Origin of the sequence: Breoghania sp. JC706 (assembly GCF_037026715.1) — a bacterium.
In the GTDB taxonomy this organism is placed as follows: Bacteria; Pseudomonadota; Alphaproteobacteria; order Rhizobiales; family Stappiaceae; genus Breoghania.
Genome location: NZ_JBANCG010000004.1, coordinates 1 through 24,916, shown reverse-complemented (window position 1 = coordinate 24,916; position 24,916 = coordinate 1). Strand labels below are relative to the sequence as shown.

At 63.0% G+C, this 24,916-nt stretch carries 20 protein-coding genes; all 20 read left to right on the top strand.

The window, feature by feature from the left end:
* Positions 1-5: 5 nt before the first annotated feature.
* Positions 6-725 carry a respiratory nitrate reductase subunit gamma gene (narI, locus tag V2L18_RS08660; protein ID WP_336177784.1) on the top strand — a complete coding sequence of 240 codons (720 nt, stop codon included), beginning with the start codon at positions 6-8 and terminating at the stop codon, positions 723-725.
* 4 nt (positions 726-729) lie between these two features.
* Positions 730-1,647 carry a peptidylprolyl isomerase gene (locus tag V2L18_RS08655; protein ID WP_336177783.1) on the top strand — a complete coding sequence of 306 codons (918 nt, stop codon included), beginning with the start codon at positions 730-732 and terminating at the stop codon, positions 1,645-1,647.
* A 315-nt stretch (positions 1,648-1,962) separates the two neighbouring features.
* A complete protein-coding gene (locus V2L18_RS08650; protein ID WP_336177782.1) occupies positions 1,963-4,305 on the top strand; it encodes an ATP-binding protein in 2,343 nt (780 codons plus the stop codon).
* Positions 4,306-4,523: 218 nt separating this feature from the next.
* Complete coding sequence (locus V2L18_RS08645; RefSeq protein WP_336177781.1) at positions 4,524-4,802, top strand: STAS domain-containing protein; 279 nt, start codon at positions 4,524-4,526, stop codon at positions 4,800-4,802.
* Positions 4,803-5,174 carry a response regulator gene (locus tag V2L18_RS08640; RefSeq protein ID WP_336177779.1) on the top strand — a complete coding sequence of 124 codons (372 nt, stop codon included), beginning with the start codon at positions 4,803-4,805 and terminating at the stop codon, positions 5,172-5,174.
* Between the two features lie 19 nt (positions 5,175-5,193).
* A complete protein-coding gene (locus V2L18_RS08635; protein ID WP_336177778.1) occupies positions 5,194-7,482 on the top strand; it encodes a chemotaxis protein CheA in 2,289 nt (762 codons plus the stop codon).
* A gap of 18 nt (positions 7,483-7,500) precedes the next feature.
* Positions 7,501-8,037 carry a chemotaxis protein CheW gene (locus V2L18_RS08630; RefSeq protein ID WP_336177777.1) on the top strand — a complete coding sequence of 179 codons (537 nt, stop codon included), beginning with the start codon at positions 7,501-7,503 and terminating at the stop codon, positions 8,035-8,037.
* 125 nt (positions 8,038-8,162) lie between these two features.
* Complete coding sequence (locus tag V2L18_RS08625) at positions 8,163-10,796, top strand: PAS domain S-box protein (RefSeq protein WP_336177775.1); 2,634 nt, start codon at positions 8,163-8,165, stop codon at positions 10,794-10,796.
* A 111-nt stretch (positions 10,797-10,907) separates the two neighbouring features.
* A complete protein-coding gene (locus V2L18_RS08620; RefSeq protein WP_336177774.1) occupies positions 10,908-11,780 on the top strand; it encodes a protein-glutamate O-methyltransferase CheR in 873 nt (290 codons plus the stop codon).
* Positions 11,777-12,415, top strand: a complete 639-nt coding sequence (locus tag V2L18_RS08615; RefSeq protein ID WP_336177772.1) for a chemoreceptor glutamine deamidase CheD — start codon at positions 11,777-11,779, stop codon at positions 12,413-12,415. The genes V2L18_RS08620 and V2L18_RS08615 overlap by 4 nt, the downstream gene beginning before the upstream one ends.
* Positions 12,416-12,423: 8 nt before the next feature.
* Positions 12,424-13,482 (top strand): chemotaxis response regulator protein-glutamate methylesterase, encoded by a 1,059-nt coding sequence (locus V2L18_RS08610; protein WP_336177770.1) that lies wholly within the window; start codon positions 12,424-12,426, stop codon positions 13,480-13,482.
* A 130-nt stretch (positions 13,483-13,612) separates the two neighbouring features.
* The gene (locus V2L18_RS08605) at positions 13,613-14,692 is read left to right on the top strand and encodes a methyl-accepting chemotaxis protein (protein WP_336177768.1); all 1,080 of its coding nucleotides are present in this window, start codon (positions 13,613-13,615) and stop codon (positions 14,690-14,692) included.
* 13 nt (positions 14,693-14,705) lie between these two features.
* The gene (locus V2L18_RS08600) at positions 14,706-15,011 is read left to right on the top strand and encodes an STAS domain-containing protein (protein WP_336177767.1); all 306 of its coding nucleotides are present in this window, start codon (positions 14,706-14,708) and stop codon (positions 15,009-15,011) included.
* A 10-nt stretch (positions 15,012-15,021) separates the two neighbouring features.
* Positions 15,022-16,257 (top strand): fused response regulator/phosphatase, encoded by a 1,236-nt coding sequence (locus tag V2L18_RS08595; protein ID WP_336177766.1) that lies wholly within the window; start codon positions 15,022-15,024, stop codon positions 16,255-16,257.
* Positions 16,254-17,255 carry an ATP-binding protein gene (locus tag V2L18_RS08590; protein WP_336177764.1) on the top strand — a complete coding sequence of 334 codons (1,002 nt, stop codon included), beginning with the start codon at positions 16,254-16,256 and terminating at the stop codon, positions 17,253-17,255. The genes V2L18_RS08595 and V2L18_RS08590 overlap by 4 nt, the downstream gene beginning before the upstream one ends.
* Positions 17,245-17,790 (top strand): molybdopterin-dependent oxidoreductase, encoded by a 546-nt coding sequence (locus tag V2L18_RS08585; RefSeq protein WP_336177762.1) that lies wholly within the window; start codon positions 17,245-17,247, stop codon positions 17,788-17,790. Before V2L18_RS08590 ends, V2L18_RS08585 begins: the two co-directional genes overlap by 11 nt.
* Positions 17,787-19,697 carry an ATP-binding protein gene (locus V2L18_RS08580; protein ID WP_336177760.1) on the top strand — a complete coding sequence of 637 codons (1,911 nt, stop codon included), beginning with the start codon at positions 17,787-17,789 and terminating at the stop codon, positions 19,695-19,697. The genes V2L18_RS08585 and V2L18_RS08580 overlap by 4 nt, the downstream gene beginning before the upstream one ends.
* A 544-nt stretch (positions 19,698-20,241) precedes the next feature.
* Positions 20,242-23,568, top strand: coding sequence for a type II CRISPR RNA-guided endonuclease Cas9 (gene cas9 / locus V2L18_RS08575; RefSeq protein ID WP_336177759.1), 3,327 nt, complete (start codon positions 20,242-20,244; stop codon positions 23,566-23,568).
* 50 nt (positions 23,569-23,618) lie between these two features.
* Entirely contained in the window at positions 23,619-24,548 is a 930-nt protein-coding gene (cas1, locus tag V2L18_RS08570) for a type II CRISPR-associated endonuclease Cas1 (RefSeq protein WP_336177758.1), read from the top strand.
* A partial coding sequence (cas2, locus tag V2L18_RS08565) for a CRISPR-associated endonuclease Cas2 (RefSeq protein ID WP_336177756.1) occupies positions 24,545-24,916 on the top strand: 372 nt, incomplete at its 3' end. The genes cas1 and cas2, both read left to right, overlap by 4 nt.

Here is a 24,916-nt window from a genome sequence, read left to right as displayed (position 1 = left end):
CAGAGATGGAACTCACCTTTCACAATTTCGTCTTCGGCATCTATCCCTATATCGCGCTGACCGTCCTGATCGTCGGTTCTATCATCCGCTACGACCGCGAACCCTACACGTGGCGCTCCGGCTCCAGCCAGCTTCTGCGGCGCAGGCAATTGATGTGGGGCTCGGTGCTGTTCCACGTCGGCGTGCTGGCGATCTTCGCAGGTCACGTCGTCGGCCTGCTTACCCCGATCGCGATCTTCGAATGGCTGGGCATCCCTCATGAGGCCAAGCAGATCGTCGCGATCGTTCTCGGCGGCGTGGCCGGGCTCATGGCGATCGTCGGCGCGAGCCTGCTCATCCATCGCCGCTTCTTCGATGCCCGCGTGCGCGCGGCCTCCAACATCTCCGACAATTTGATCATCGTGCTGTTGTGGCTGCAGCTCGCCCTCGGGCTCTGCTCCATTCTCGTCTCGCTCCAGCACCTGGACGGATCGGAAATGGTCCGCTTCATGGCATGGGCGCAGGCGATCTTCACCTTCGATTTCGCCGCTGCGCGCTATGTCGATGGCACGCACTGGATCTTCGAGCTTCACATCCTGCTGGGCCTGACGATCTTCGTGCTGTTCCCCTTCTCCCGGCTCGTCCACATGCTGTCGGTTCCGGTGCGCTACATGTGGCGGCCGGGCTATCAGGTGGTGCGCGCGAAGGACCGCCGTACCGCGAACCTTCGCCTTCCTGCGGAGTAGGCTCATGACCACGCTCTACGACAACCGCAATCCCTCGCCCGGGGCCGCTTCGCCCGCCCGGCAACAGGCTGGCTACACCAGCTATGTGGAACCGGATACGCGCATTCCGCCCAAGGCACGACCCGTGCTGGACACGGTCAGCGTCGACGGGGTGGAGATCCCCGAGGCGTCGATCCTGGCCGAAGCGCAGAACCATCCCGGCGCCAATCCGGGGGAGTCTGTCCGGAAGGCGGCGCGCGCGCTCGTCGTGCGCCAGCTTTTGCTGGGCGAAGCGCGCAGGCTCGGCATCGAGGCGGACCCCGAGCCTCTTGGCGAGGGGCGGATGGAAGCCGCCGAGGACGCGCTCATACGTGCGCTGATCGATCAAGAGGTCGAGGTGCCCAGAGCGCGCGAGGCGGAGTGCCGACGCTACTTCGAGCGGAACCGAGAGAAGTTTCGCACCGATCCCTTGTGGGAGGTCCGTCATATCCTTCTGGCTGCGCCCGAAGGCGACGCCGCCGCCCACGAACAGGCTCGACAAAAGGCGTTGGAGCTCTGCCGCGCGCTGCAGGATAGCCCAGCTGCCTTCGGCGAGGCCGCGGCCAGCTATTCGGCCTGCAGTTCGGCGCGCGACGGCGGGCGCCTTGGTCAGGTCTCCTGCGGTCAGACGACCGAGGCCTTCGAGGCGGCATTGACGACGATGCGGGCGGGTGAGGTGTCCCGCACCCCAGTTGCCACCCCCTACGGCTTTCACGTCATCGCCCTCGACCGGGTCGAGCCCGGCCGGGCGCTTGCCTTCGAACACGTGAAGGGGCGCATCGCGGGATGGCTGGAAGCGGCCAGTTGGTCGCGGGCGGTGGCGCAGTACGTCGCCCTGCTGGCGGCTTCCGCGAAGATCACCGGCGTGTCGCTGGAGACGGCGGACGGGCCGCTGGTGCAATAGCGGCGGGTCCGATCCCGAGCCGGGTGGCGGTGCCGCGCTCGCCACCCGATTGAAACCGGTTCCCCGCGCTCCATTCGGATAAGATCTGTAATAACCCCTAGAGTAAATAGGATATTTTATATATTATCTTCGTTCTTGAAATAGATTAAAATTAATTTGCATAGATAAGTGATAATACAAATGGCGTAATAGTCCATTATTTACAATTGCGCTTCAAGTTGACAGGACTGGATTGAAAACAGGTCTTTCATACTGTTCATGCCTCCGATCAAGAGCGGGATTGTCAGTCGATGGCGGAAGGGCTCCGGACGGACGATGTCCGTCCGCGCGATCGCCTATGTGGGCGCGGCCTGCCTGGTTGCCGCGGGTCTGGGCCTTTTCCTCGCGGCTGTCGCCGGCCGGAGTGGTGCCCTGCCTTCAGTCCTGGCCGCAGGTCTCGTCTGTCTCTGCCTTGGCTTCCTGATCGGACGTCATCACATGCGCTCGCGCGAGGCGGAGCTGGAGACGATCCGCGAGCGGCTTGAGCGGCAGACGGCGGCCATCGGTCAGCTCGCGGAAGAGGCCCACGAGGCCCGCACGACCCTGCTGGATGCCATCGAGAGCACGCAGGAGGGCTTCTCGATCTTCGACAAGAATGATCGGCTCGTGCTGTGCAACGCCCCCTTTCGCGGCTTCTACCCGCAGGCGGCAGAAGCACTGACGCCCGGCGCTGATTTTCGCGACATCATCCGCACGGCGGCAAGGGGCGGTGCCTACGGTACCATCGACGATCTTGAGTGTTTCATCGACCACCGTGTGAAACGGCGCCGCAGCAGGGCCTACGCGGTGGTGGAGGAGAGCCTTGCGGACGGTCGCTGGGTCCGGATTTCCAACCATTCGACGCGCACCGGCGGTGTCGTCAACGTGCTGACCGACATCAGCGATGCCAAGGCTCGTGAGCAGGCGCTTTCGCAGGCCTACATGCGCCTGGAACAGCAGGCGGCAGCGCTGGAATCTCAGGCCGCCCGCACCGAGGAACTGGCAAGCGAGGCCCATCGCGCCAACCGTGCAAAATCCGAGTTCCTGGCGATGATAAGCCACGAGATCCGTACGCCGATGAATGCGGTCATGGGGTTTTGCCAGCTCCTGCGCGATACCGAACTGAGCGACGACCAGCGTCTGTTTTCCGATGGCATCGACGAGGCTGCCCAGAACCTTCTGGCTCTGGTCAACGACATCCTGGACATTTCGCGGCTGGAAAGCGGCCGGATGGAGCTGCGCCCCAGCGATTTCAATCTCGAGGCGATGCTCGCCCGCCTGCTGAACATCGCGCGCGTCCTGATCGCGGAAAAACCGATCGAGCTGCGTTACACCTTCGCCCGCGACCTGCCGCAGATCATTCATGCCGACCGCGACCGCCTTCACCAGATCGTCCTCAATCTGCTGGCCAACGCCGTCAAGTTCACCGAGGCCGGCTGCGTGGAAGTGGTGGCGGGGCGACGCACGCAGGACGGCAAGAACGGCCTCTATTTCGAAATCCGGGACACGGGCATTGGCATCCCGGAAAGCGACGTGCGGCGGCTGTTCAAGGCCTTCGAGCAGGGTCGATCCCAAAACCCCAGGGGGGCGGCCGGATCGGGCATGGGGCTGGCGATCAGCAAGCGCCTTGCCGATCTGATGGGCGGGACGATCGGCCTGTGCGAGAGAGCCGGGTACACGACCACGTTTCGCGTCGACATTCCGCTGGTCGATGCCGCGGAGGAGGACATCCCGTCACCGCAAGGGTCGATGGAGCCGTTGGAGGGGGCGTCGGACGTCGGTCGGCGGGCTCTGCGCATTCTGGTTGCCGAAGACACGCCCGCCAGCCGCGTGGTTGTTGTCAAGATGCTGGAGCGCAACGGTCACACGGTCCATGCCGTTGCCGACGGGCAGGAGGCGTTGGATGCCGTTCGTGCGATGCCCTTCGATCTGGTGATCCTCGATATCCAGATGCCGCGCCTTGATGGGTTCACCGCGGCCATGATGATACGCCGACTGCCTGCGCCTGCGAACGCCGTCCCGATCTTCGCCCTTTCGGCGCAGGCCCACACCGAGAGCCGGGAGCGTGCCATGCAGGTCGGGTTTGATCGCTATCTGGTCAAACCCCTGCGCCAGGCCGACCTGGAGGCGGCAGTCGATGAGATCGCGACGGCTTCCCTCGTGCGTCCGGAGCGTCCGGAGATGGAGTCGTTCGTTCCGCAAGCCGCAGCGGCGGGGGAAGTCGCCGCGTCGTCGCGCGCCTGCGACATCGCATCTTCCTCCACGGAGCGTCTCCCGCCAGAGGAGCCTCAACCGGAAGCGTCCCGTGTCGACGGCGCAACCTTGCGTGAGCTCAAGGGGGCGGTCGGCGCGGAGACGTTCGAAGACCTCTTGCAAAAGCTTCGTGCCAACACCGTCGAATATGTTCTCGCTCTGGAAACCGCGGCGGAGAACCGGGACCTTGTTGCCATGGCCCAAGCGGCGCATCGCTGCGCGGGACTGTTCGGACAGTTCGGGCTGGAGGATATCGCGGTCCTCGCCCGCCGGGTGGAGGATGCGGACGACCAGATGCGGAGCGCCTGCGCGGTAAAGCTGCTGACCTCGCTCCACGACGCCATCAGGCTGCTCGATGACGGCGCGCTTCGGCGCGCTGCGGAGTGATACTGCGCGCTGCGGGATGTCGTGGAATCCCTTATGGAAGTAATTATATCTGTATTTCTACATATGAGTTTCTATATATGCGTGCAAATGCACTGAATTAAAGGTTATTTAATCAGTTTGAGGCTTAAGTATTGTTATAAATATACGATTTATCTCTGCGTCAATTTTGGCGCATGGATTAAACGAAAGTTCTAACGATAGTTCCACGCGAAGAATAGATGTTGACCATAGACCTTCCAGAAAATCTCGACATCGAGGCGGCAAGCGAGCTCAAGGCGGCGCTGATGGCCGAGAGCCGCGGCGACCGCGCCGTTTGCATCGACGCGCGTCGGGTCGACCGGGTGGGCACGGCCTGCATCCAGGTTCTCCTGTCCGCCGGCCGCACGCTGAGCGCGGAGGGATGTCCCGTAACCATCGTGGCCCCCTCGCCGGCACTCATCGCCGCCTTCGCCGATCTGGGGCTTGTCGAAGAATTTCAGTGCTGGAGTGCGGAATAAATGGGCAAGCGGGTCCTGACCGTCGACGATTCCAAGACGATGCGCGACATGGTGCGTTTTACGCTGAGCGGAGCGGGCTTCGAGGTCGTGGAGGCCGAGGACGGCGTCAAGGCCCTCTCGCTTCTCGACGGCACGCGCGTCGATCTGATCATCACCGACATCAACATGCCCAACATGGATGGCGTCACTTTGGTGAAGCGGGTTCGGGCGGGGACGAGCCATCGTTCCATTCCGATCCTCATTCTGACGACCGAAGGCGGCGACCAGAAGAAGGCGGAAGGTCGGGCGGCCGGTGCGACGGGCTGGATCGTCAAGCCCTTCGCACCCGACAAGCTGTTGCAGGTCGTCAACAAGGTCTGCCCGGCGGGCTGACGACAGGAGGAGCGAACCGTTGAGTTCCGATCGCCCCGACACCGACGAATTCGCGCAATTTCGCCAGACCTTCTTCGAGGAATGCGCGGAGTTGCTGGCCGCGCTCGATGAGCATCTGACCGACCTGCAGGAGCGTGCAGCCGATACGGAAGAGCTGAACGCTATTTTCCGCGCCGTACACTCGATCAAGGCCGGCGCGGGAGCCTTCAATTTCACGCGGCTCGTCGCCTTTTCCCATACCTACGAGGCCCTGCTCGACGCGTTGCGCGATGGACGGGTGCATCAGGGTGAGGTGATCACCTCTGCGCTCGTGCGCGCGGCGGATGTCCTGGCGAGCCTGGTGGAGGCGGCACAGGAGAAACGCGAACTCGCCGCCGATTTCGGCGTGGCAGAGGAAGAGGAGCTGCGCGCGCTCCTCACCGAGGCGGGCCTCGTGGGGAAGGTGGAGGGCGCCGGAAAGGAAACGTCCCCGGCCGATGCAGCCACCGTTCAGGCAGACGCCGCCGCCGCGCCGGCTGAGGCGTCTGCCCGCTATTCCATCCGCTTCGCGCCCCATCCCGAACTGTTTCGGCACGCCAACGAACCGCTTCTGCTGATCCGGGAACTCATGCGGTTGGGCACGGTGACGCTCACCTGCGACACGGCCCGCCTGCCGTCTCTTGCGACGATTGAGCCCGAGGACGCCTATCTCGCATGGAATATCGAGATCGAGACCGCGAGCCCGCTTGCCGAACTGCACGAGGTCTTCGAATTCGTCGACGAGGATTGCGATCTCGTCATCGCCGCGCTGGAGCCGGGTTGCGAGACGGGGGCCGCCGACGCGGATGCGGCGGCCGAGCCGCCCGCGCCGAGCATCGGCGCAGACGATGAGGCCGCATCTCCGCCCGATGACCGGCCGGCGCCGCAGGGCTCCGTTCCCCGGGGCTCCGTTCCCCAGGCCCCGGCTTCCCAGGCCTTGGCATCATCGGAGCCGGCGCAGGCCGAGGCCGGACCGGCTGCCTCCAGCCAGAAGAGCGCGGGCGTAACCTCCATTCGGGTGGAACTTGCCCGCGTCGACCGTCTCGTCAACGTCGTTGGCGAGCTGATCATTGCGCAATCGATGCTGGTGCAGCAGCCGCCCTCGGAAGGGAGCGACATGCCGCCGCTGGCGGCGACGCAAGGCTTTGACGAAATCGCCACGCTGACGCGCGAGTTACAGGAATGCGTGATGGCGATACGCATGCAACCTGTCAAATCGGTCTTTGCGCGCATGCCGCGGATGGTCCGCGACATCTCCGCCCGACTGGGCAAGAAGGTGCGGCTCGTGACGGCGGGCGAGCAGACCGAAGTCGACAAGACGGTCATCGAGGAACTCGCCGATCCGTTGACCCACATGATCCGCAATGCGGTCGATCACGGTATCGAGCCGCCGGACGTGCGAAAGGCGAACGGCAAGCCGGAACTGGGAACGATCCGCCTGGCGGCCAGCCACGCCGGCGGCAATATCCTGATCGAAGTCACAGATGACGGCGCAGGCATCAGCCGCGAAAAGCTCCTCGCAAAAGCGGTGGAAAAGCGGATCGTCTCCCCGGAAGCCAAGCTCTCCGAAGACGAGATCGACGATCTGATCTTCGCGCCCGGCTTCTCGACGGCGGCAACGGTCTCCGATGTCTCCGGCCGCGGTGTGGGCATGGACGTGGTGCGCCGGAACATCATCAATCTCGGCGGACGCATATCCATGCGCTCCAAGGCGGGCAAGGGCACGCGCTTCACGTTGAGCATCCCGCTGACGCTCGCCGTCCTCGACGGCATGCTGGTGGCGGTGGGGCGGGAGAAATACATCCTGCCGCTGACGAGTATCGTGGAGAGCTTCAAGCCGGAACAGGCCCATGTCCGCGCGCTGACCGGCGGCGGCGAGGTCGTGTTCATTCGCGGCGAATACATCCGCCTCATCCACCTCAGCCGCATCTTCGGCGTGCGCGAGGCCGTTCCCGAAGCCTGGAACGGGCTCGTCGTGCTGGTGGAAAGCGCCAACAACAGCAAGATCGGGATCGTGGTCGACGAGCTCATCGGTCAGCAACAGGTGGTGATCAAGAGCCTCCACGACAATTTCGAGCCGATTCCAGGCATCTCCGGCGCCACCATTCTGGGCGATGGCCGCGTCTCGCTGATCCTCGATGTGGAACAGCTGCGCCGGATGCCCGATCGCTCCGCTGGCATGCCGCAGGTCCCGGTTCCGACGTCGGCGCCGACCCCGGTTTTGGCGCGTGCCGGCGATGCCCATCCATCACACCCCGAACCCGAAGCGCCGATGGCTGCGCTGGCCTGAGCGACACGGAGGATTGTCATGACCGCCACAGAAGAGACGTCCATGCCCGCAGTCCAGGGAGACGGGGGCCAGGCTTCTGGCAAACCCGAGCACCTTGTGCGTCCGCCGCGCCAGTTCATCAGTTTCCGCGTCGACAACGAGGAATTCGCGATCGACATCATTTCGGTACGCGAGATCAAGGGCTGGACGTCGACGGCGACCCTGCCCAATCAGCCTCCCTACAATCGCGGTGTGATGAACCTGCGCGGCACCATCGTGCCGATCTTCGATCTGCGGTGCAGGTTCGGCATGGGCATGACGGAAGCCTCCGCCTTTCACGTCGTCATCATCGCCAGCGTCATGGACCGTACGATCGGCCTGCTCGTCGACGCGGTCTCCGACATCCTGACCGTCGACGGGCAGGACATTCGCCCGGTCCCCGATACCGAGCACGCGGCCTCCGCTTCCTACCTGGCCGGCATCGTCACCACCAAGAGCGGAATGGTCATCGTTCTCTCGCTCGAAAAGCTCTTCGGCCGCGAACAGATGACGATGAACGGAGAGATCGCCGCCTGACGAGAACGATCCTGTGCCGCCGCCTTCGAGCCCTTGGCGACGGCTCTTGCGAGCTTGAACCCTTGCCGGGCGCTGAGGACAGCAGCCCTGCCAGCCCGATCCGGAAGGTCGAAAGGAAATAGAAGATGTCGTGGTTCAACTTAAGCTCCGCCGCAAAAGCGGATACCCCGGAGCAGGGGATCGATCGCCACATGCGTCAGGCGATCGACAATGTCTCTGCCGCGATCATGATGGTCGACCGGGATCTCACGATCACCTATGTCAATGATCGCACGATGGAGCTTCTGAGGGAGAACGCGGAGCACTTCCGTGAAATCCTGAGGGACTTCGATCCCGAGAGGATCGTCGGGACGAATATCGACGTGTTCCACAAGAACCCCGGCCATCAGCGGCGCATGCTTTCCGATCCGGCAAATCTTCCGCACAAGGCGGAGATCGAAGTCGGTCCGCTCACGCTTCAGCTCAATATCACCGGGATCTTCGATGCGGCCGGCAACTATGTCGGCAACACCCTTGAATGGGCGGACGTCACCGAACTCAACGAATTGAACGCGAACTTCCGCGGCCAGATCAACGCCATCAGCCAGTCGCTGGCGGTGGTCGAATTCGCTCCGGATGGCACGATCCTCACCGCCAATGCGAATTTCGAGCAGGCCACCGGTTACCGCCTCGACGAGATCAGGGGGCGGCACCATTCCATGTTCGTGCCGCAGGACGAGCGCGATAGTCAAGATTATCGTCTGTTCTGGCAAAAGCTCGGACGCGGCGAATTCGATCGCGGCCAGTACAAGCGCATCGCCAAGGGCGGGCGCGACCTCTGGCTGGAGGCCAGCTACAACCCGATCCTCGACAAGGATGGCAATGTCTTCAAGGTGGTGAAATACGCCTCCGACATCACCGAGCAGACGGAGCGCAACACGGATTATCGAGGCCAGATCGAAGCCATCGGCAAGGCTCTGGCAGTCATCGAATTCACGCCCGACGGCACCATCCTGTCCGCCAACCGGAATTTCGAGGAGGCCATGGGCTACAGCGCCGACGAGATCGTCGGCAAGCACCACTCGATCCTCATGCCGCGCGGGGAGAAGGATAGCCCGCAATACCGCCTGTTCTGGGAGAAGCTGGGACGCGGCGAGCTTGATCGCGGCCAGTACAAGCGCATCGCCAAGGATGGCCGCGAGGTCTGGCTGGAAGCCAGCTACAACCCGATCCTCGATGCGGAGGGCAGGGTGCGCAAGGTGGTGAAATACGCCTCCGACATTACCGAACAGACCATCCAGAACGCTAATTTCCGCGGCCAGCTGGAAGCGATCAACAAGGCGCAGGCGGTCATCGAGTTCACGCTCGAGGGCACCGTCATCACCGCCAATCAGAACTTTCTGGCCACGCTCGGCTACAGCCTCGAGGAGCTCAAGGGCAAGCACCATTCCATTTTCGTCGAGCCGTCGTACCGTCAGTCGCCGGAATACCGCCAGTTCTGGGAAAAGCTCGGCCAGGGCATCTATGATCGAGGCCGCTACAAGCGGATCTCCAAGTCCGGCGAGGAGGTCTGGATTCAGGCCAGCTACAACCCGATCCTCGATGCGGAGGGAAAGCCCTACAAGGTGGTGAAGTTCGCGACCGACATTACCGAGGAAGTGCGGCTGTCGAAGATGCTGGAGCACGCCGTCGCAAGTTGTCAGTCTGCCGTTGAAGCGGCCAAGTCGCATGATCTGCGCAAGCGCATTCCTCTCGCAGATATGACCGGCGATGTCGCCGACATGTGCGAGGGCATAAACGGGCTGCTCGACACCATGTCGGGCCTTGTCGGCTTCATCATCGCCGCCTCGCGGTCGGTCAACGACGGAGCGGAAGAGATCACGACCGGCACAAACGATCTGTCGCAGCGAACCGAGCAGCAGGCCTCCAATCTGGAGGAGACGGCCGCCTCAATGGAAGAGATCGCGGCCACCACCAAGCAGAACGCCGACAACGCCCAGCAGGCCAACCAGCTTGCCATAAATGCCCGCAGCGTGGCGACCGACGGCGGCGCTGTCGTCACCCGTGCGGTCGATGCGATGTCGCAGATCGAGTCGTCCTCGCAGAAGATCTCCGACATTATCGGCGTGATCGACGAGATCGCCTTCCAGACCAACCTGCTGGCCCTCAACGCGGCCGTGGAGGCGGCGCGTGCCGGCGACGCCGGCAAGGGCTTCGCCGTGGTGGCGTCGGAGGTCCGTTCTCTCGCGCAGCGTTCCTCGCAGGCCGCCCGCGATATCAAGGCCCTGATCGTGGAAAGCGGGCGACAGGTGAAGGACGGTGTCTCGCTGGTGAATGACGCCGGCAGGTCGTTGACGGAGATCGTCGATTCCGTGAAGCGCGTGACCGATATCGTTTCCGAGATCGCCGCAGCCAACCAGGAACAGTCCACCAGCGTGGAGGAGATCAACAAGGCCATCGGTCAGATGGACGAGATGACCCAGCAGAATTCCGCTCTGGTGGAAGAGAGCGCCGCCGCCTGCCGCATGCTGCAGGAACAGGCCGAACATCTCTATCAGCGCATGGCAGTCTACAAGCTCGACGAAGCGGCGGCCGAAAAGGTCAATGCGGCGAGCGAGCAGGTCACCCGGCTGCCCTCCGCCGCGCCGCAGCGCCCGCCCGCCCGCACCCGACCCGCCGCGATGCCGCAACGGATGGCCGCGGGCGGAGGCGGCGGGGTCGCGGCCATGCAGGCCAACCTGCAATCCGCGCTGGAAGACGACGACTGGAAGGACTTCTGAGCCGCAGATGGCGGCAAGTGCCGCCACCTTGTGCGCCAACATGCCGGCCGGCCGTGCTGCTGCTTCGGCAGCACGGCCCCGGGCCGGGGTCCAATCCAGGGTCTTCCCGCCATGAATTTGCAGTCCGCCGTCTCCTTGCAGAAACAGCCGGAATTCCCGTTTACGGACGAGGATTTCGCAATGCTCGCCAAGCTCGTCCACGACAACAGCGGCATCGTCCTCAAAGCGCACAAGAAGAGCATGGTCTACTCGCGGCTTGGCAGGCGCCTGCGCGAGTTGAACCTCAGGACCTTCGCTGACTACTGCGGACTGGTTGCGGGGCCGCGGGGGGATGCGGAACTCGGGTTGCTGATCAACGCGATCACCACCAACCTCACCAGGTTCATGCGCGAGCCTCACCATTTCGAGCACCTGGCGGGGACTGTTCTGCCGCAGATCGTGGAGGATGCCCGTCATGGCGGGGCACGTCGTCTGCGCATCTGGTCGGCCGGCTGCTCCACCGGCGAGGAGCCCTATTCCATCGCCATGACGGTGCACCAGAGCTTGCGCGATCTCAAAGGATGGGACGCGCGTATTCTCGCGACCGATCTCGACACCAATGTGCTCGCCCATGCAGCGGCCGGCGTCTATCCCGAGGAAGGGTTCGTCCAGGTCCCGCGCGCGCTGGCCACGCGCCATTTCGCTCGCGCGCCGGGCTCCGTGCCCAGCCTGGGCGCGAGCCCGGAACTGCGGGGCATGATCACGTTCAAGCAGCTCAACCTGTTGGGCCAATGGCCAATGCGCGGGCCCTTCGACGCCATCTTCTGCAGAAACGTGATGATCTATTTCGATCAGCCGACCAAGTCCCGGCTTGTGGCGCGGTTTGCGGACCTGCTGCGCCCGGGCGGATGGCTCTATATCGGCCATTCGGAAAGCCTGCTCGATCGTCAGACCGTTTTCGAGCTCAAGGGGCGCACGATCTATCGCAAGAGGGGCCCCGCATGACCGCCTCTCTGCTAGCTGCCTCCAGCGCCAATTCAAAAGCCGGCGGCATGCCCGCCGTCTCGCGTTCCTACAGCCAGGAATACGGCATGCAGCAGGTTCGCGTGCTGCCAGGCGCCTACTACACGACAAGCTCCGCGCAGGAGATGATCGTCACCATTCTCGGTTCCTGTGTGGCTGCCTGCGTGCGTAACCCGCGCACCGGATATGGCGGGATGAACCATTTCATGCTGCCGGAAGGCGACGACAGCAAATGGGGCGGACCCAATTCGGCCATGCGCTACGGCAATTTCGCCATGGAAGCGCTGATCAACGACGTTCTGAAGACCGGGTGCGCGCGCTGCGAACTGGAGATCAAGCTTTTCGGAGGGGCCAATCTCTACAACGGTGCGAGCATGGTCGGCACGCACAATCTCGAATTCGCCCTCGGCTATCTGAGGGCGGAGGGCCTGCCTCTCGAAACGCACGATCTCGGCGGTCCGCGAGGCCGCCGGATCCACTATTTCCCGGCCACAGGCAAGGTCAAGCGCCTGCTCCTGAAACCCACGACGGACCAGCGCCTCGTCCGCAGCGAGCAGGACTACATCAAGTCCCTGCTGCAGCAGCCGATCGAAGGCGACGTCGATCTCTTCGAGTGAGAACACCGATGCCGCCCACGCCAATCCGCGTCCTTATTGTCGACGACTCCGCGCTCATCCGGCAGTTGCTGACCAGCCTGCTGTCGCAGGACCCGGACATCGAGGTCGTGGGCAGTGCTTCAGATCCCTATGCCGCGCGCGAGAAGATCAAGCAGCTGCTTCCCGACGTGATCACGCTCGACATCGAGATGCCGCGCATGGATGGTCTGGAATTCCTTCACAAGATCATGACTTTGCGCCCTATGCCGGTGGTCATGGTGTCTTCCCTCACGCAGCAGGGGGCCGGCACCACGTTGCAGGCGCTGGAAATGGGAGCGGTGGATATCGTCGCCAAGCCGACCCTGGATCTGCAAGCGGGCCTTGCGGAAATGGGTGAGGAGATCCGCACCAAGGTCAAGGCGGCGGCCTCCGCCAATGTCCGCTACGCCCACCGGCAAGCTGTTCCTCGTGCGACCGCGGGCAGGTATGTGTCCACGGAAAAGATCGTTGCGATCGGCGCATCGACCGGCGGCGTGGAGGCTTTGCGCACCGTTCTCGGCGCACTGCCGGCCAGCAGTCCGGCCATTCTCGTCACCCAGCACATGCCCGTCCACTTCACCTCCACCTTTGCCAACCGCCTTGACGGATTGTGCGAGATCTCGGTCGAGGAGGCTCGCGACGGCGCGCGCGTCCTGCCCGGTCACGCCTATATCGCTCCTGGAAACCGGCACTTGCGCCTTTTGCGAAGCGGCGCGGACTATGTGTGCAAGGTAGGAGGCGAGGAGCGCGTATCGGGCCATTGTCCCTCCGTCGATGTGCTGTTCGGCTCGGTCGCCACAGCGGCCAACGGCAATGCGATCGGCATCATCATGACGGGCATGGGCAAGGACGGTGCCCGTGGCCTTCTGGAGATGCGCAATGCGGGGTTGCTGACCCTTGGACAGGACGCCGCCAGCAGCCTCGTCTACGGCATGCCGCGCGCGGCCATGGAATGCGGAGCAGTGCAGGAGCAGGTCCCGCTTGACCGCATCGCCCAGAAGATAATCGATGAATGTGGAGCGCCGAGCAGACGCGCGACGCGGATATAATTAAATACGCATGAAATAATACGTACTATTATATTTTATCCAGATAAACCTCATTTAAACCATTTCAAAACAGTAATAACCACTCGTTTCCGTTGATGGAAATTCAGATTACAGAGAGTTTTTCGAAGCAATGCGCGAAGACCTAAACAAGGAGCCAGCGGTCGATCTCCTGGACAGGTGGCTGGGCCTTTCGCGCACTCAACGTCGGGCGCTTGAGGCGCTTGTGTCCGAACTCGACACGGCATCGACAGATGTTGAGGGAAGTGTTTCGGATCTGACGGGGCGCTTCCATTCCATCGCCAGCAAGACGCGGGAACAGGCGCGTTCTGTTCAGGAAATCGCGGAGCTGACGAATTCTGTTGTCGTCGAAGGCGAGGTCATCCCGCTGACCGATTTCGCCGAAGGACTGGGGACGACGCTTGCGGACCTGATCGAGCGGATCATCCATCTGTCCTCGCGCAGCGTGTCGATGGTCTACACGCTCGACGACGTGATGGCGGAGCTGAAGGATGTCGACAAGAGCGTTCAGCAGATCGACAAGATCAACTACCAGACCAATCTTCTGGCACTGAATGCGAAGATCGAGGCGGCGCGGGCGGGCGAGGCCGGACGGGGATTTGCGGTCGTTGCCCAGGAGGTCCGTGACCTTGCCATGCGGGTCGGCGATATGGCCGGCACGTTGAAGAAGCAGCTTGGTGCGATTTCGGACAACCTGCACAAGACCTACGCCCTAGTGCAGGACATCGCGAGCCTCGACATGGCAGAACAGAACGTGGAGACCAATGACCGCTTCACGACCATCATGGACTGTCTCGTCAGCCAGAACGCCCGGTTGACGCAATTCCTTGAGGACACCGCCTCCACGTCCCAGGAGATCACCAACGACATCTCGGCCGCCGTGGTCAGCATGCAGTTCCAGGACCGCACGACGCAGCTTCTTCAGAATGTCGGCATCGGTCTCAATGCGCTGGCGGCCGGCAATGCGGATCTGGAAAGCCGCACCAGACGCGAGATACCGCAGACCGAACAGACAGAGGAACTGGACGGCGAATGGGCGCGAGCGGTCGCCAGCGAGTTTTCGCTGGGGGACGTGAGAGCCCGTTTCCTCAAGCACCTCAGGCTTTCGGTGGACACCGTCGCCATGCAGGTCGAAAGCGCCGCCCACTCCCGCGATGCGTCCGAACTCGACGACACGATCGAGCTGTTCTGAAGGAAACCAAGCCATGAATGTCGAGACAAGCCAGACGGAGCAGACCTACCTGATCAAGTTGTCGGGCCGTCTGGTATTTTCTGACCATGGTGAGTTCCGTCATCTTCTCAATCAGATAACGGCTGCGCGCGTGAAGGCCTGCGTCATCGACCTCGCCGAGTTGCAGTCCATCGACTCCTCCGGCCTCGGCATGTTCATGGTGGCCCTGGAGACTGGCAAGGAGCACGGCTGGTCGCTGACCCTGCGCTCCCCGCGTGGCCACGTGAAGGCGCTGATCGAACTTGGCAAGTTCGACAGGCTCCTGACCGTCGAAGACTGATGTTGCCGTCATGAGTGTCGGGCGGCAGGAATTCGAAGGGGAAATCGGGCGCCGGTTCGGCGACAACCTCGGGTTCGAGTTGAAGAACGCGCGCATCCTGATCGTCGACGACACGTTGACGGTGCGTGCCGTCATCGCCGGCTACCTGCGCAATTACGGTTACATCAACCTGCGCGAGGCGTGCGATGGCGCCGAAGGGATCGATATCGCACTCGACTGGAATCCCGATCTCGTCATCACCGACCTGATGATGCCGGGCATGGACGGTTTCGAGCTGTGCTACCGCCTGCATTCGTCGCCGAAAACGGAAAACGTGCCGATTCTGGTCCAGACGGCGCTCAACAAGTCCGAAGAGCGCTCCGCCGTCTTCAGCGCCGGCGCGGCGGACCTGATCTCCAAGCCGATCGACCCCCAGGAATTGCTGGGCCGGGTGCGCACGCATCTGGAAAAGCGGCGCCTGATCGCCCGGCTTTCCGATTTCCAGCGCAGGATGGAAAACGAACTGGCGCTCGCGCGCACGATGCAGGAATCCATTCTTCCCGAAGAGGAGGTGGTGGCCCGGATAAGCGCACGCTACCGCATCTCGATGGCCAGTCATTACGAGGCGTCCATCGGCCTTGGCGGCGATCTCTGGGGGCTTACGCCGATCGACGACGATCGCCTGCTCCTGTACAGCGCCGATTTCTCCGGCCACGGTGTCGGTTCGGCCCTGAATACGTTCCGGCTGCACTCCTTCATCGTCGGCGGCGCGTTGCAGGCGAACTCGCCGGCCGAATGGTTGTCACGACTGAACACGTTTTTCTACAAGCTTCTGCCCGTTGGTCAGTTCGCAACCGTCTTCTGTGCCTTCATAGATTTCGCTCGTGGCACCTTCGACTACGCCTCCGCCGGTGCGCCTCCACCCATTCTGAATGCGCCCGAAACCGCCGGAGCGTTCCGCCCGCTGTGCAGTGCCGGTTATCCCATCGGCCTGCTCGGCGAAGCACATTACGAGAATGCGACCTGCGCCTTTCCTCCCGGCAGCACCTTGTTCCTCTACAGCGACGCGCTGATTGAAACGCCCGAGCCGCCGGACGCGGTCTTCACCACGCAGTCGCTGTGCGATTTCCTCCAGTCCCTTCCACCGGACGCCTCACCGCTCCTGTGCAAGGAACAGGTTCTCAAGCACCTGCGAAAAACCGGGATGGAAAAGCCCGAGGATGACCTGACGATCGTCGTGCTCAAATCGGAGAAGGGGCTTGCATGAAACGGTCAGCTCCTCCTATGGCGTCGCGCTCACCCTCCCGTGGCAGGGCCTCGTCCCCTGACCCCTCCGCCCTCCTCGCGATCCTCTCCGACGATGCGGCGCGAATTCTGTCCGCCGCCGCCGTGTTGCAGAAACACGGCGCCCGCTTCCGGTTCATCGAGAGCCCGCATGACCTCGACCAGATCGCCCGCGCCTGCCGTGACCACATTGAGGTGGTGCTGGTCGAGGATACCCTTCCGCGCGGCCGGATCCGCGACCTGTTGCGAACCGGGCCTCTGGCGAAGCCCGGTCCCGGCGTGCGCCCGGTCGTCCTGATGGAGGACGCAGACAAGGCCCTGCGAAAGGATGCGCGCAAAGCCGGAGCGGTCCTTGTAGCGGAGCCGCCGCAGAACTCCCGCGCGCTCCAAAGACTGCTCCGCCCCCTGACCTCCCCGGTCTCCCCGTCGGCCGGCTCGCTCACGCGCGGCCGCAGCGAATTCGGCGCGCTCCTGTCCGGCCTTTTCGAGATCCGCACGCTGGAGGAGGCGGAAAACCTCGCCACGCTGTTGGCCAGCAACACGCCCGAACCGGAGAAGGTTCGCCTGGGCATCTGGGAGCTGTTGTCGAATGCGATCGAGCACGGAAATCTCGGGATCACTTTCGAGGAAAAGACCAGTCTTCTGGAGACCGGGCATTTTCACGAGGAGATCTCGCGCCGGCTCGGGCTCGACCGCTACCGGGATCGTGTCGCCCGCGTCTATTTCTCATTGGGCCCCGGCAGTGCTCACCTGAAGGTCAGCGACGACGGTCCCGGCTTCGATTTCCAAGAATTCATGAACAGCGAGCCCCAGATCGAGCGCCCCAACGGCCGGGGAATTCGTCTGGTCTGCCAGATGTGCTTCGACGAACTCGCCTTTGTGGGCACGGGCAATGCGGTCGAGGCGACGGTCCATTTTCGCGAGCAGGCGAACGAGCATGACGGCGACGAGCCGGCTCGCGAAGACGGGGATGCCAGTTGAAACCATGATGGAGATCGACATGAAAACGCTGCTCGCCACGCTGTTGGCCCTGATTGCAATCGCTCCGCTTGCCGTGGCGGATGTCCGGGCCGGGCCGCTGCCGGAGCCGACCGGCAAGACGCTGCTCGTGGTGCGCGGAAACATCGAGCGGACCAACCGCGGAGACGCCGCCCATTTCGATCTGGCAATGCTGGAGGCGCTGCCCGGCCGGACGGCTCGGGTCGAGACCCCCTGGACCAATGGCACCGTTGCGTTTGAAGGCCCGCTCTTGCGCGCCGTTCTCGACCATGTCGGCGCACAGGGCGAGAAGCTCGTCATTCGTGCGCTCAACGACTACAGCGCCGAGGTTCCGCTCTCCGATGCGCGGGACTTCGACACTATCCTGGCGCTCAAGAAGGACGGAAAGCATATGAGCGTGCGGGAGAAGGGGCCCATCTTCCTGATCTATCCCTTCGACAAGAATCCGGAACTCTACAACGAAAAGTACTTCGTGCGTTCGGTCTGGCAGATAAAGGAAATCGAGGTCATGCGTTGAAAAGCGAACTGAAGGACAGTCAGCTCGCAGTCGAGCGCGCGGGGCGCGCGACCTACTACCTTCTGGCCCTCTCGGTGATCCTGCTTCTGGCCGCCGCCGTCATGTTCATGATCATCTTCAAGCGCGAGAGCCAGCTGCAGGATGGCATCCGCGAGGATGCGATGTGGGCGTTTCATCAGTTCGATCGCGAGGCACGCGAACTGTCACATCTGGTGGTCCTGGCCCGCGCCGCACATGCGATCGGGGGGGGCGGCGCACTGCGCTCGCCCGATCCGGCGGAGGTGGCCCTCAAATACGACATCCTCTATTCCCGGCTGGCGCATCTGGGGGAGGCCGATCTCAACACCAGCCTCACCAAGACCCCGCTCATTCGCGAGCTGACAAGCACTGCCGAGGCCATCATTTTCGATGTTGAGCCGGTCTTCAACGCGCTTGCCGTACGGGGAACGCTCGATATGGCGGCGCTGACGGCGATCACGGAGAAGCTGCAACGGCTGGAGGAGGTCACCGGCACCTTGCTCACGCGCGCGAATGCCGCGCTCGCGACGGACCGGGCGGAGGCGCGCAACGACATCTTCTCCATCCAGACCTATGCCTTCGGGCTCATTATCGCGCTTGGCGTCTGCACGATATTCCTCATCCTGAACCTCATGCGCCAGATGGGGTTGATCCATCGCAGTCGTTTGCGGCTTTCGCAGGCGGCGCAGGAGATGACGGCGGCCTATCAGCAGGCCGAAGCGGGCAATCGCGCGAAGTCGGTCTTCATGGCGACGATCGGCCACGAGATCCGCACGCCGCTCAACGCCATCCTCGGCATGGCGGAGCTTCTGTCGCAAAGCCGATTGCCGGAAAAGGAACGGGACAAGGCCCGCACCATCGCGCGGTCGGGGCAGACCCTTCTGGAAATGCTGAATGAAATTCTCGATTTTGCCAAATTCGAGCAAGGGTTGGCGCCGCCCGAGGCTGTCGCCTTCCGTATCTGCGATGTCGTGGACGCGACTGTCGATCTGATGCAGGGCCGGGCGATCGAACGCAACAACCGGCTGAGCGTCGATTTGGGCAATGCCGGCTCGACCACCTATGTCGGCGATCCCAAGCGGGTTGGGCAGATTCTCCTGAACCTTGTGTCCAATGCCATAAAGTTCACCGTGAACGGGGAGGTTGGCGTGCGGGTTTGCGAGGAGACCCGCGAGGCAGCGTGCTGGCTCTCTGTCGCCGTTACCGATACCGGTATCGGCATCTCGAAAACGGCGCGGGCACAGCTTTTCACGCCGTTCAATCAGCTGGATGCCTCGATTTCCAGGCATTATGGCGGTACCGGCCTCGGCCTTGCGATCTGCAAGCAGCTTCTGGAAAGTCTGGAAGGGACGATCGATGTCGAAAGCACGCCCGGTCGCGGGAGCGTCTTCCGCTTCGCCTTTCCCGTGTGCATCGCGTCCGGCGAAGAGCTTTCCCCGCCCGTCGAGGTTGACGACGGCGCGCCAGAGTTCGATCTGCCCACCCTGTCCGTCCTTCTGGTGGAGGACAATCCGGTCAATCGGCAGATCGCGGAGGCCTTTCTCGCCAGGCTCAACCAGAGGGTGCGCTCCGCCACGAGCGGCCTGCAGGCGCTCGACGAGATGCGCAGGGGCGATTTCGATCTCGTGCTGATGGACGTGCAGATGCCGGAAATGGACGGCATCAGCGCCACCCGGGCGATCAGGCTGCTCGGCTCCGCTGGGGCGGAAGTTCCCATCGTCGCAATGACGGCAAATGCCTCGGACGAGGACCGCGCCGCCTGTCTGGATGCCGGCATGAACGCCGTGGAAACCAAGCCGATGACAATGAAGGGGCTCTCCGCAATCATCCGCCGGTTCGCACCGCCATCCCCCTCCACAATGACGACGGCCGACCGCGAGGCGATCTAGGAACAGTCTCCATATACGGGTTCCGTTGACGCGTGCGACTCGATCCAACTTCCCTGATAAGAGGGTTGCCATTGCCGGCACGAACCGAGCGACCTGGCAACTGCAAGTTGTTGCTTTCCCCTCTTCCGCCGTTCGGCGCCTTCAGCCTTTACTTCCGATCCGATCGCAATCCCCATGGATCTCGCCATAGGAGGGGCAGTCGGGCATGGTCCGGCCTTCCGTGTCTGTGCCGGGGCAACCTTGAGACCGGGATCGACGAGCAAGTGTCTGGTTGAACAAGCCTAATTCGCCCCGGCGATCATGCGCTCGCGCCATTGCATTCGTCATTTGGCGGGACATTGGATTCGGGAAGCGGTGGTATCGAAAATTGGCCCTGTTTCGGCCGAGTACAGACAAAAAAAAGCCAGCGCCGGAGCGCTGGCCTTATCTGGTGCATATCTCAGCTTGTTAACGGCTGGACTGCGTTTTCTGAACGCCGAGATCATTGCCTGAGGTGATGATTTCGTCAATCCTAACCTTGCGGTAATTCCGTAGGGGGGAAGCAATGACGGACAAGCTCGTCACACTCGGCATCGATCTTGGAACCCATTCGCTCGGCTGGTGCCTGAACGAGACGGCTGGCGAGCCCGGAAGCAGCGAATCCGGCCGCATTCTCGATATCGGCGTGCGGATCTTCTCACAATCGGACATGGCGGGCCGCGATCCGCAGTCCAAGGCCTCGCTCGCCGTCGCGCGCAGAGAGGCGCGCGGCATGCGGCGGCGGCGCGATCGATATCTCAAGCGCCGTGCGCGGCTGCTCGATCTCCTGACTGAAAACGGCCTGATGCCCGCCGAGACAGAAGCGCGCGAGGCGTTGCTGCGCGAGACCTCCGACGGCCCGGGCGGCGATCTGGGCACGTCCGTTTTCGCCCTTCGTGCGAAGGCGCTCGATCATGCGCTTGAGCCCTTTGAACTCGGCCGCGTTCTCTTCCATCTCAACCAGCGACGCGGCTTCAAGTCGAACCGCAAGGCCGACAGCAACGACACCGAGACGGGCAAGATCGCCGAAGCCGTCGGCCGGCTTGAGATACAGATGATGGAAGACAAGGCCCGCACCTTCGGCGAATGGCTGCATCACCGCCGCCAGGCGGGGCTTTCGGTGCGCGCGCGCATGACGGCCGATGGCAAGGCCTATACGTTCTACCCGTCCCGTGCCGTGCTGGAGCGTGAGTTCGACCGGATCGTCCAGAGCCAGAAGCGCTTTCATGCCGGTATTCTGGGCGAGGATCTGATCGCGGAACTGAAGGAAACGATCTTCTTCCAGCGTCCGCTGCGACCTGTGAAGCCCGGCAAGTGCGCCTACAATCCGGCCGAGACGCGGCTGGCGCGATCTCATCCGCTGTTCCAGACCTTCCGGCTGGTGAAGGAGGTCAACGAACTGGAGTATTTCGGCGACGACCAGCAGCACCGCAAGCTGACGCCGGATGAGCGCGACGCGCTGCTGTTGCTGTTGCGCACGTCTCTCAACAAACAGGGCATGGCGCCGTTTTCGAAAATGCGCAAGACCCTGAAGCTCGGGCCGGAGGTCCGCTTCAACAAGGAAAGCGACAACCGCAAGGGGCTGGAGGGCGACGTGGTTGCCTTCCGCCTGTCGCGGCCCGAATGCTTCGGCAATCGCTGGCAGGCGATGCCGCCCGCCGAGCAGGCGGCGGTGACCGAGAAGCTGCGCACCGAAGCCGATCCGGAAAAGCTCTCCAACTGGCTCGTTTTCGATCTCGGGCTGGAGGAGGCCAATGCGCGGGCCGTGATGGATGTCCATCTGCCTGACGGATTTGGCCGCCTGGGGCCGAGTGCGCTCGCCGCGCTGACGGATGAAATGCTGCATTCTGTGGATGCGGGCGGTTTCGTGATCACCGAAGCGGCAGCGGCCAAAGCCGTCTATGGGCGGACGAACTCCGAGACCGACCCGGACCGCAAGGGCCTCGACCTCCTGCCCAAATATCAGGAGGTGCTGGAGCGCCACATTCCGCCGGGTTCGGGCGGGGAGGTGGCGCCGGAAGATCCGGAATGGGACGAGGTGATGGGCCGGATCACCAACCCGACCGTCCACATCGCGCTCAACCAGCTGCGCCGGGTCGTCAACGCGTTGATCCGGAAGCACGGGCGGCCCGACAGGATCGCCATCGAACTCGGGCGCGATCTGAAGCTGAACAAGGAGCAGCGAGACGAGATCAACAAGAGGATCGGGCAGAACACCAAGGATGCCATGGAGCGCTCCCGCGAACTGCAGGAGACGTTCCGTCAGCGCGACAACGGCTACAACCGCCTGATTCTGAAGTTGTGGAGCGAACTCAATCCCGACCAGCCGCTCAACCGCGTCTGCATCTATTGCGGCAGGCCGATCGGCGCCGGCATGCTGTTTTCGGGCGAGACGGATGTAGATCACATCCTGCCCTATTCCAGGACGCTCGATGACAGCCAGGGCAACAGGCTTCTGTGCTGCACCGCGTGTAACAGGCAGAAGGGCGACAAGGCGCCGTCCGAGGTGCCTCAATGGCAGGCGCGTTATCCGGAGATCCTCGCGCGTGCGGCGGTGCTGTCGAAGAACAAACGTTGGCGCTTCGCCGAGGATGCGATGCAGCGTTTCGGCGACGAGGCGGAGTTTCTCGCCCGCCAGGTCACTGACATGCAATACGTCTCGCGCCTCGCGCTGACCTATCTCGCCGCGCTCTATGATGCGGAGGAACCGGGCATCGACGGCGTCTACCGCCGCCACAGTCGGGTGCGCGCGCTGCCGGGCCGCATGACGGAGATGCTGCGCCGCAACTGGGCGCTCAACGATATCCTCACCGACCACAATCGGGTGGAGACCGCCAAGCCCAAGAACCGGCAGGATCATCGCCATCACGCCATCGATGCCGCTGTGATCGCGGTAACGTCCCGCTCGCTCATTCAGAAGCTGGCGACCGAGGCGGGGCGCGCGGAGGCGGACGGCGCGGAGCGTCTGGTGGAGAAGGTGCCTGAGCCCTGGCTCGGCTTCCGCGATGAGCTGCGCGAGCGGGTTCTGGCCATCGTTGTCAGCCACAAGCCCGATCACGGCACGGTTTCGCGTGCGGGTTACGACACAGGCCACGGGCGCACGGCGGGAAAGCTGCACAACGATACCGCCTACGGCTTCACCGGCGAGAAGGATGCGAAGGGCAACGATCTGGTGGTCCGCCGCATTCCAATCTCCAACCTGAAGAAAGCGGCCGACCTCGATGCCATCCGCACCAACGAGCACGGCCATTCGGAACTGCGCGATAGGCTGTTCGAGGCAACGCGCGGGCTTGAGGGAAAGGCCTTTGAGGCGGCGGTGCAGGCCTTCGTCGAAGGCGATGCGAAGTTCAAGGGAATCCGGCACGTGCGCATCCAGGAGGTCGCCAACCCCGTCTGGATCACCCATGGCAACGGACGGCATAAGAAGGGCTATCTGCCCGGCGGCAACTATCGCTACGAGGTCTGGGAGCTGCCGGACGGCAAGTGGGAGGCCGAGGTCGTCTCCATGTTCGATGCCCACAAGGAGGGGTATGTCTCCCCGATCCGGCAACGGCACCACAACGCGCGCAAGATCCTGTCGCTGATGAAGGGGGACATGGTCGCCTATCAGGATCCGGACAGCGGCGAGCGGGTCATCGCCAAGGTGCGCAAATTCGACCAGCGCAACAAGCAAATCTACCTCGATCCGCACAACGAGGGCGGCAATCTGGAAGAACGCGAGCGGCAAAAAGAATACAGGCCGCGCCGGCCGATGCCGAACCCGCTGAAGAAGCTGAAGCCGCGCACGGTTCGTATCGACGAAATCGGACAGGTCTTCGATCCCGGCATCTGGTGGGAACATTCGGACGGCTAATCATAAATGCCGTTACGGAATTTATAGGAATTCCGAAGTATAAATGACGCATGCAGCGCGTGGTCGATCTCTCTACTGACGGCCTTCATGTCGCCGTCCATCGCGGCTTTCTCACGATCTCGCAGGATCGGGAGAAGATCGGCCAGATCGCGCTCGACGATATCAGTGCCGTCATCGCCCACGCGCATGGGCTGACATGGTCGAGCACGGTGTTCACCCGGCTTGCCGAACGTTCGGTTCCCGTTGTGCTTTGCGCCCAGAACCATGCGCCCGTCGCCTGCGTCTGGCCGATGGAAGGCCATCACCTTCAGGGCGCGCGTCTGAACGCGCAGGCGGATGCCTCCCGGCCGATGGCAAAGCGGCTGTGGCGCGATGTCGTCGTCGCCAAGATCCGCATGCAGGCGGCGGTGCTCTCCTCGCTTGGACGCGAGGCCGGTGCGTTCGAACTCCTGGCGCGCAAGGTTCGCTCCGGCGATCCGGACAATGTGGAAGCCCAGGCCGCACGACGCTACTGGCCCTTGCTCATGGGGGCGGACTTCCGCCGTGACAGATCGGCCGAGGGCGCCAACGCGCTTCTCAATTACGGCTACACGGTCCTGCGCGCGACCATCTGCCGGGCAATCTGTGCGGCTGGACTTCACCCCGCGATTGGCCTGCATCATGCCAATCGCGGCAACGCCTTCGCGCTCGCCGACGACCTGATGGAACCCTATCGCCCGCTGGTGGACCGTCTGGTCGTAAATCTGCGCGAGGCAGGGACGGAGAGCGTCGATACGGACGCCAAGACGGAACTGGTAAGGCTGACGACCCTCGATCTGGAAAGCCCGCAGGGAACGAGCCCGCTCCATCTCCATGCGACCCGGCTTGCGCAACAGTTTGCGGCGATGTGCCTGGGAGAAGGCGGCAAGCCGGACCTGCCCGTGCCGCCGCCACCTCTGGTGCTGGCAGGTCTCGGCAAAAGTGCGGCGGAGACGACATGACCACACGCTACACGCAACAAAGAGGGGAGCGGACAGAGCCGACGCACCTGTCCGCCTACAGGCTCATGTGGATGCTGGTGACCTTCGATCTGCCGGTGGAGACGAAGAAGCAACGCGCGGCGGCAACGAAGTTCCGCCAGTTCCTGCTCGATCAGGGCTTCGAGATGAGCCAGTTGTCGAACTATTTGCGCCTTGCCAACGGGCAGGAACAGTTCGACACTTACGCTCGCAGGATCGAGTCTAACTTGCCGGAGCGCGGCGATGTCTTCATCTTCCAGTTCACCGACCGGCAATACGAGAACATCGTCCGATTTTCGGACCAATCCCGCCGCGTGCGCAAGAAAAATCCGGATCAGATCGCTCTATTC

Coding starts and splice junctions, on each gene's coding strand:
- cas9 (WP_336177759.1), top strand. CDS start 20,242: ATGACGGACAAGCTCGTCACACTCGGCATCGATCTTGGAACCCATTCG.
- V2L18_RS08615 (WP_336177772.1), top strand. CDS start 11,777: ATGACCGCCTCTCTGCTAGCTGCCTCCAGCGCCAATTCAAAAGCCGGC.
- V2L18_RS08585 (WP_336177762.1), top strand. CDS start 17,245: ATGCCAGTTGAAACCATGATGGAGATCGACATGAAAACGCTGCTCGCC.
- V2L18_RS08640 (WP_336177779.1), top strand. CDS start 4,803: ATGGGCAAGCGGGTCCTGACCGTCGACGATTCCAAGACGATGCGCGAC.
- V2L18_RS08605 (WP_336177768.1), top strand. CDS start 13,613: ATGCGCGAAGACCTAAACAAGGAGCCAGCGGTCGATCTCCTGGACAGG.
- V2L18_RS08620 (WP_336177774.1), top strand. CDS start 10,908: ATGAATTTGCAGTCCGCCGTCTCCTTGCAGAAACAGCCGGAATTCCCG.
- V2L18_RS08655 (WP_336177783.1), top strand. CDS start 730: ATGACCACGCTCTACGACAACCGCAATCCCTCGCCCGGGGCCGCTTCG.
- V2L18_RS08590 (WP_336177764.1), top strand. CDS start 16,254: ATGAAACGGTCAGCTCCTCCTATGGCGTCGCGCTCACCCTCCCGTGGC.
- V2L18_RS08650 (WP_336177782.1), top strand. CDS start 1,963: ATGTCCGTCCGCGCGATCGCCTATGTGGGCGCGGCCTGCCTGGTTGCC.
- V2L18_RS08625 (WP_336177775.1), top strand. CDS start 8,163: ATGTCGTGGTTCAACTTAAGCTCCGCCGCAAAAGCGGATACCCCGGAG.
- narI (WP_336177784.1), top strand. CDS start 6: ATGGAACTCACCTTTCACAATTTCGTCTTCGGCATCTATCCCTATATC.
- V2L18_RS08630 (WP_336177777.1), top strand. CDS start 7,501: ATGACCGCCACAGAAGAGACGTCCATGCCCGCAGTCCAGGGAGACGGG.
- V2L18_RS08595 (WP_336177766.1), top strand. CDS start 15,022: ATGAGTGTCGGGCGGCAGGAATTCGAAGGGGAAATCGGGCGCCGGTTC.
- V2L18_RS08600 (WP_336177767.1), top strand. CDS start 14,706: ATGAATGTCGAGACAAGCCAGACGGAGCAGACCTACCTGATCAAGTTG.
- cas1 (WP_336177758.1), top strand. CDS start 23,619: ATGCAGCGCGTGGTCGATCTCTCTACTGACGGCCTTCATGTCGCCGTC.
- V2L18_RS08645 (WP_336177781.1), top strand. CDS start 4,524: ATGTTGACCATAGACCTTCCAGAAAATCTCGACATCGAGGCGGCAAGC.
- V2L18_RS08610 (WP_336177770.1), top strand. CDS start 12,424: ATGCCGCCCACGCCAATCCGCGTCCTTATTGTCGACGACTCCGCGCTC.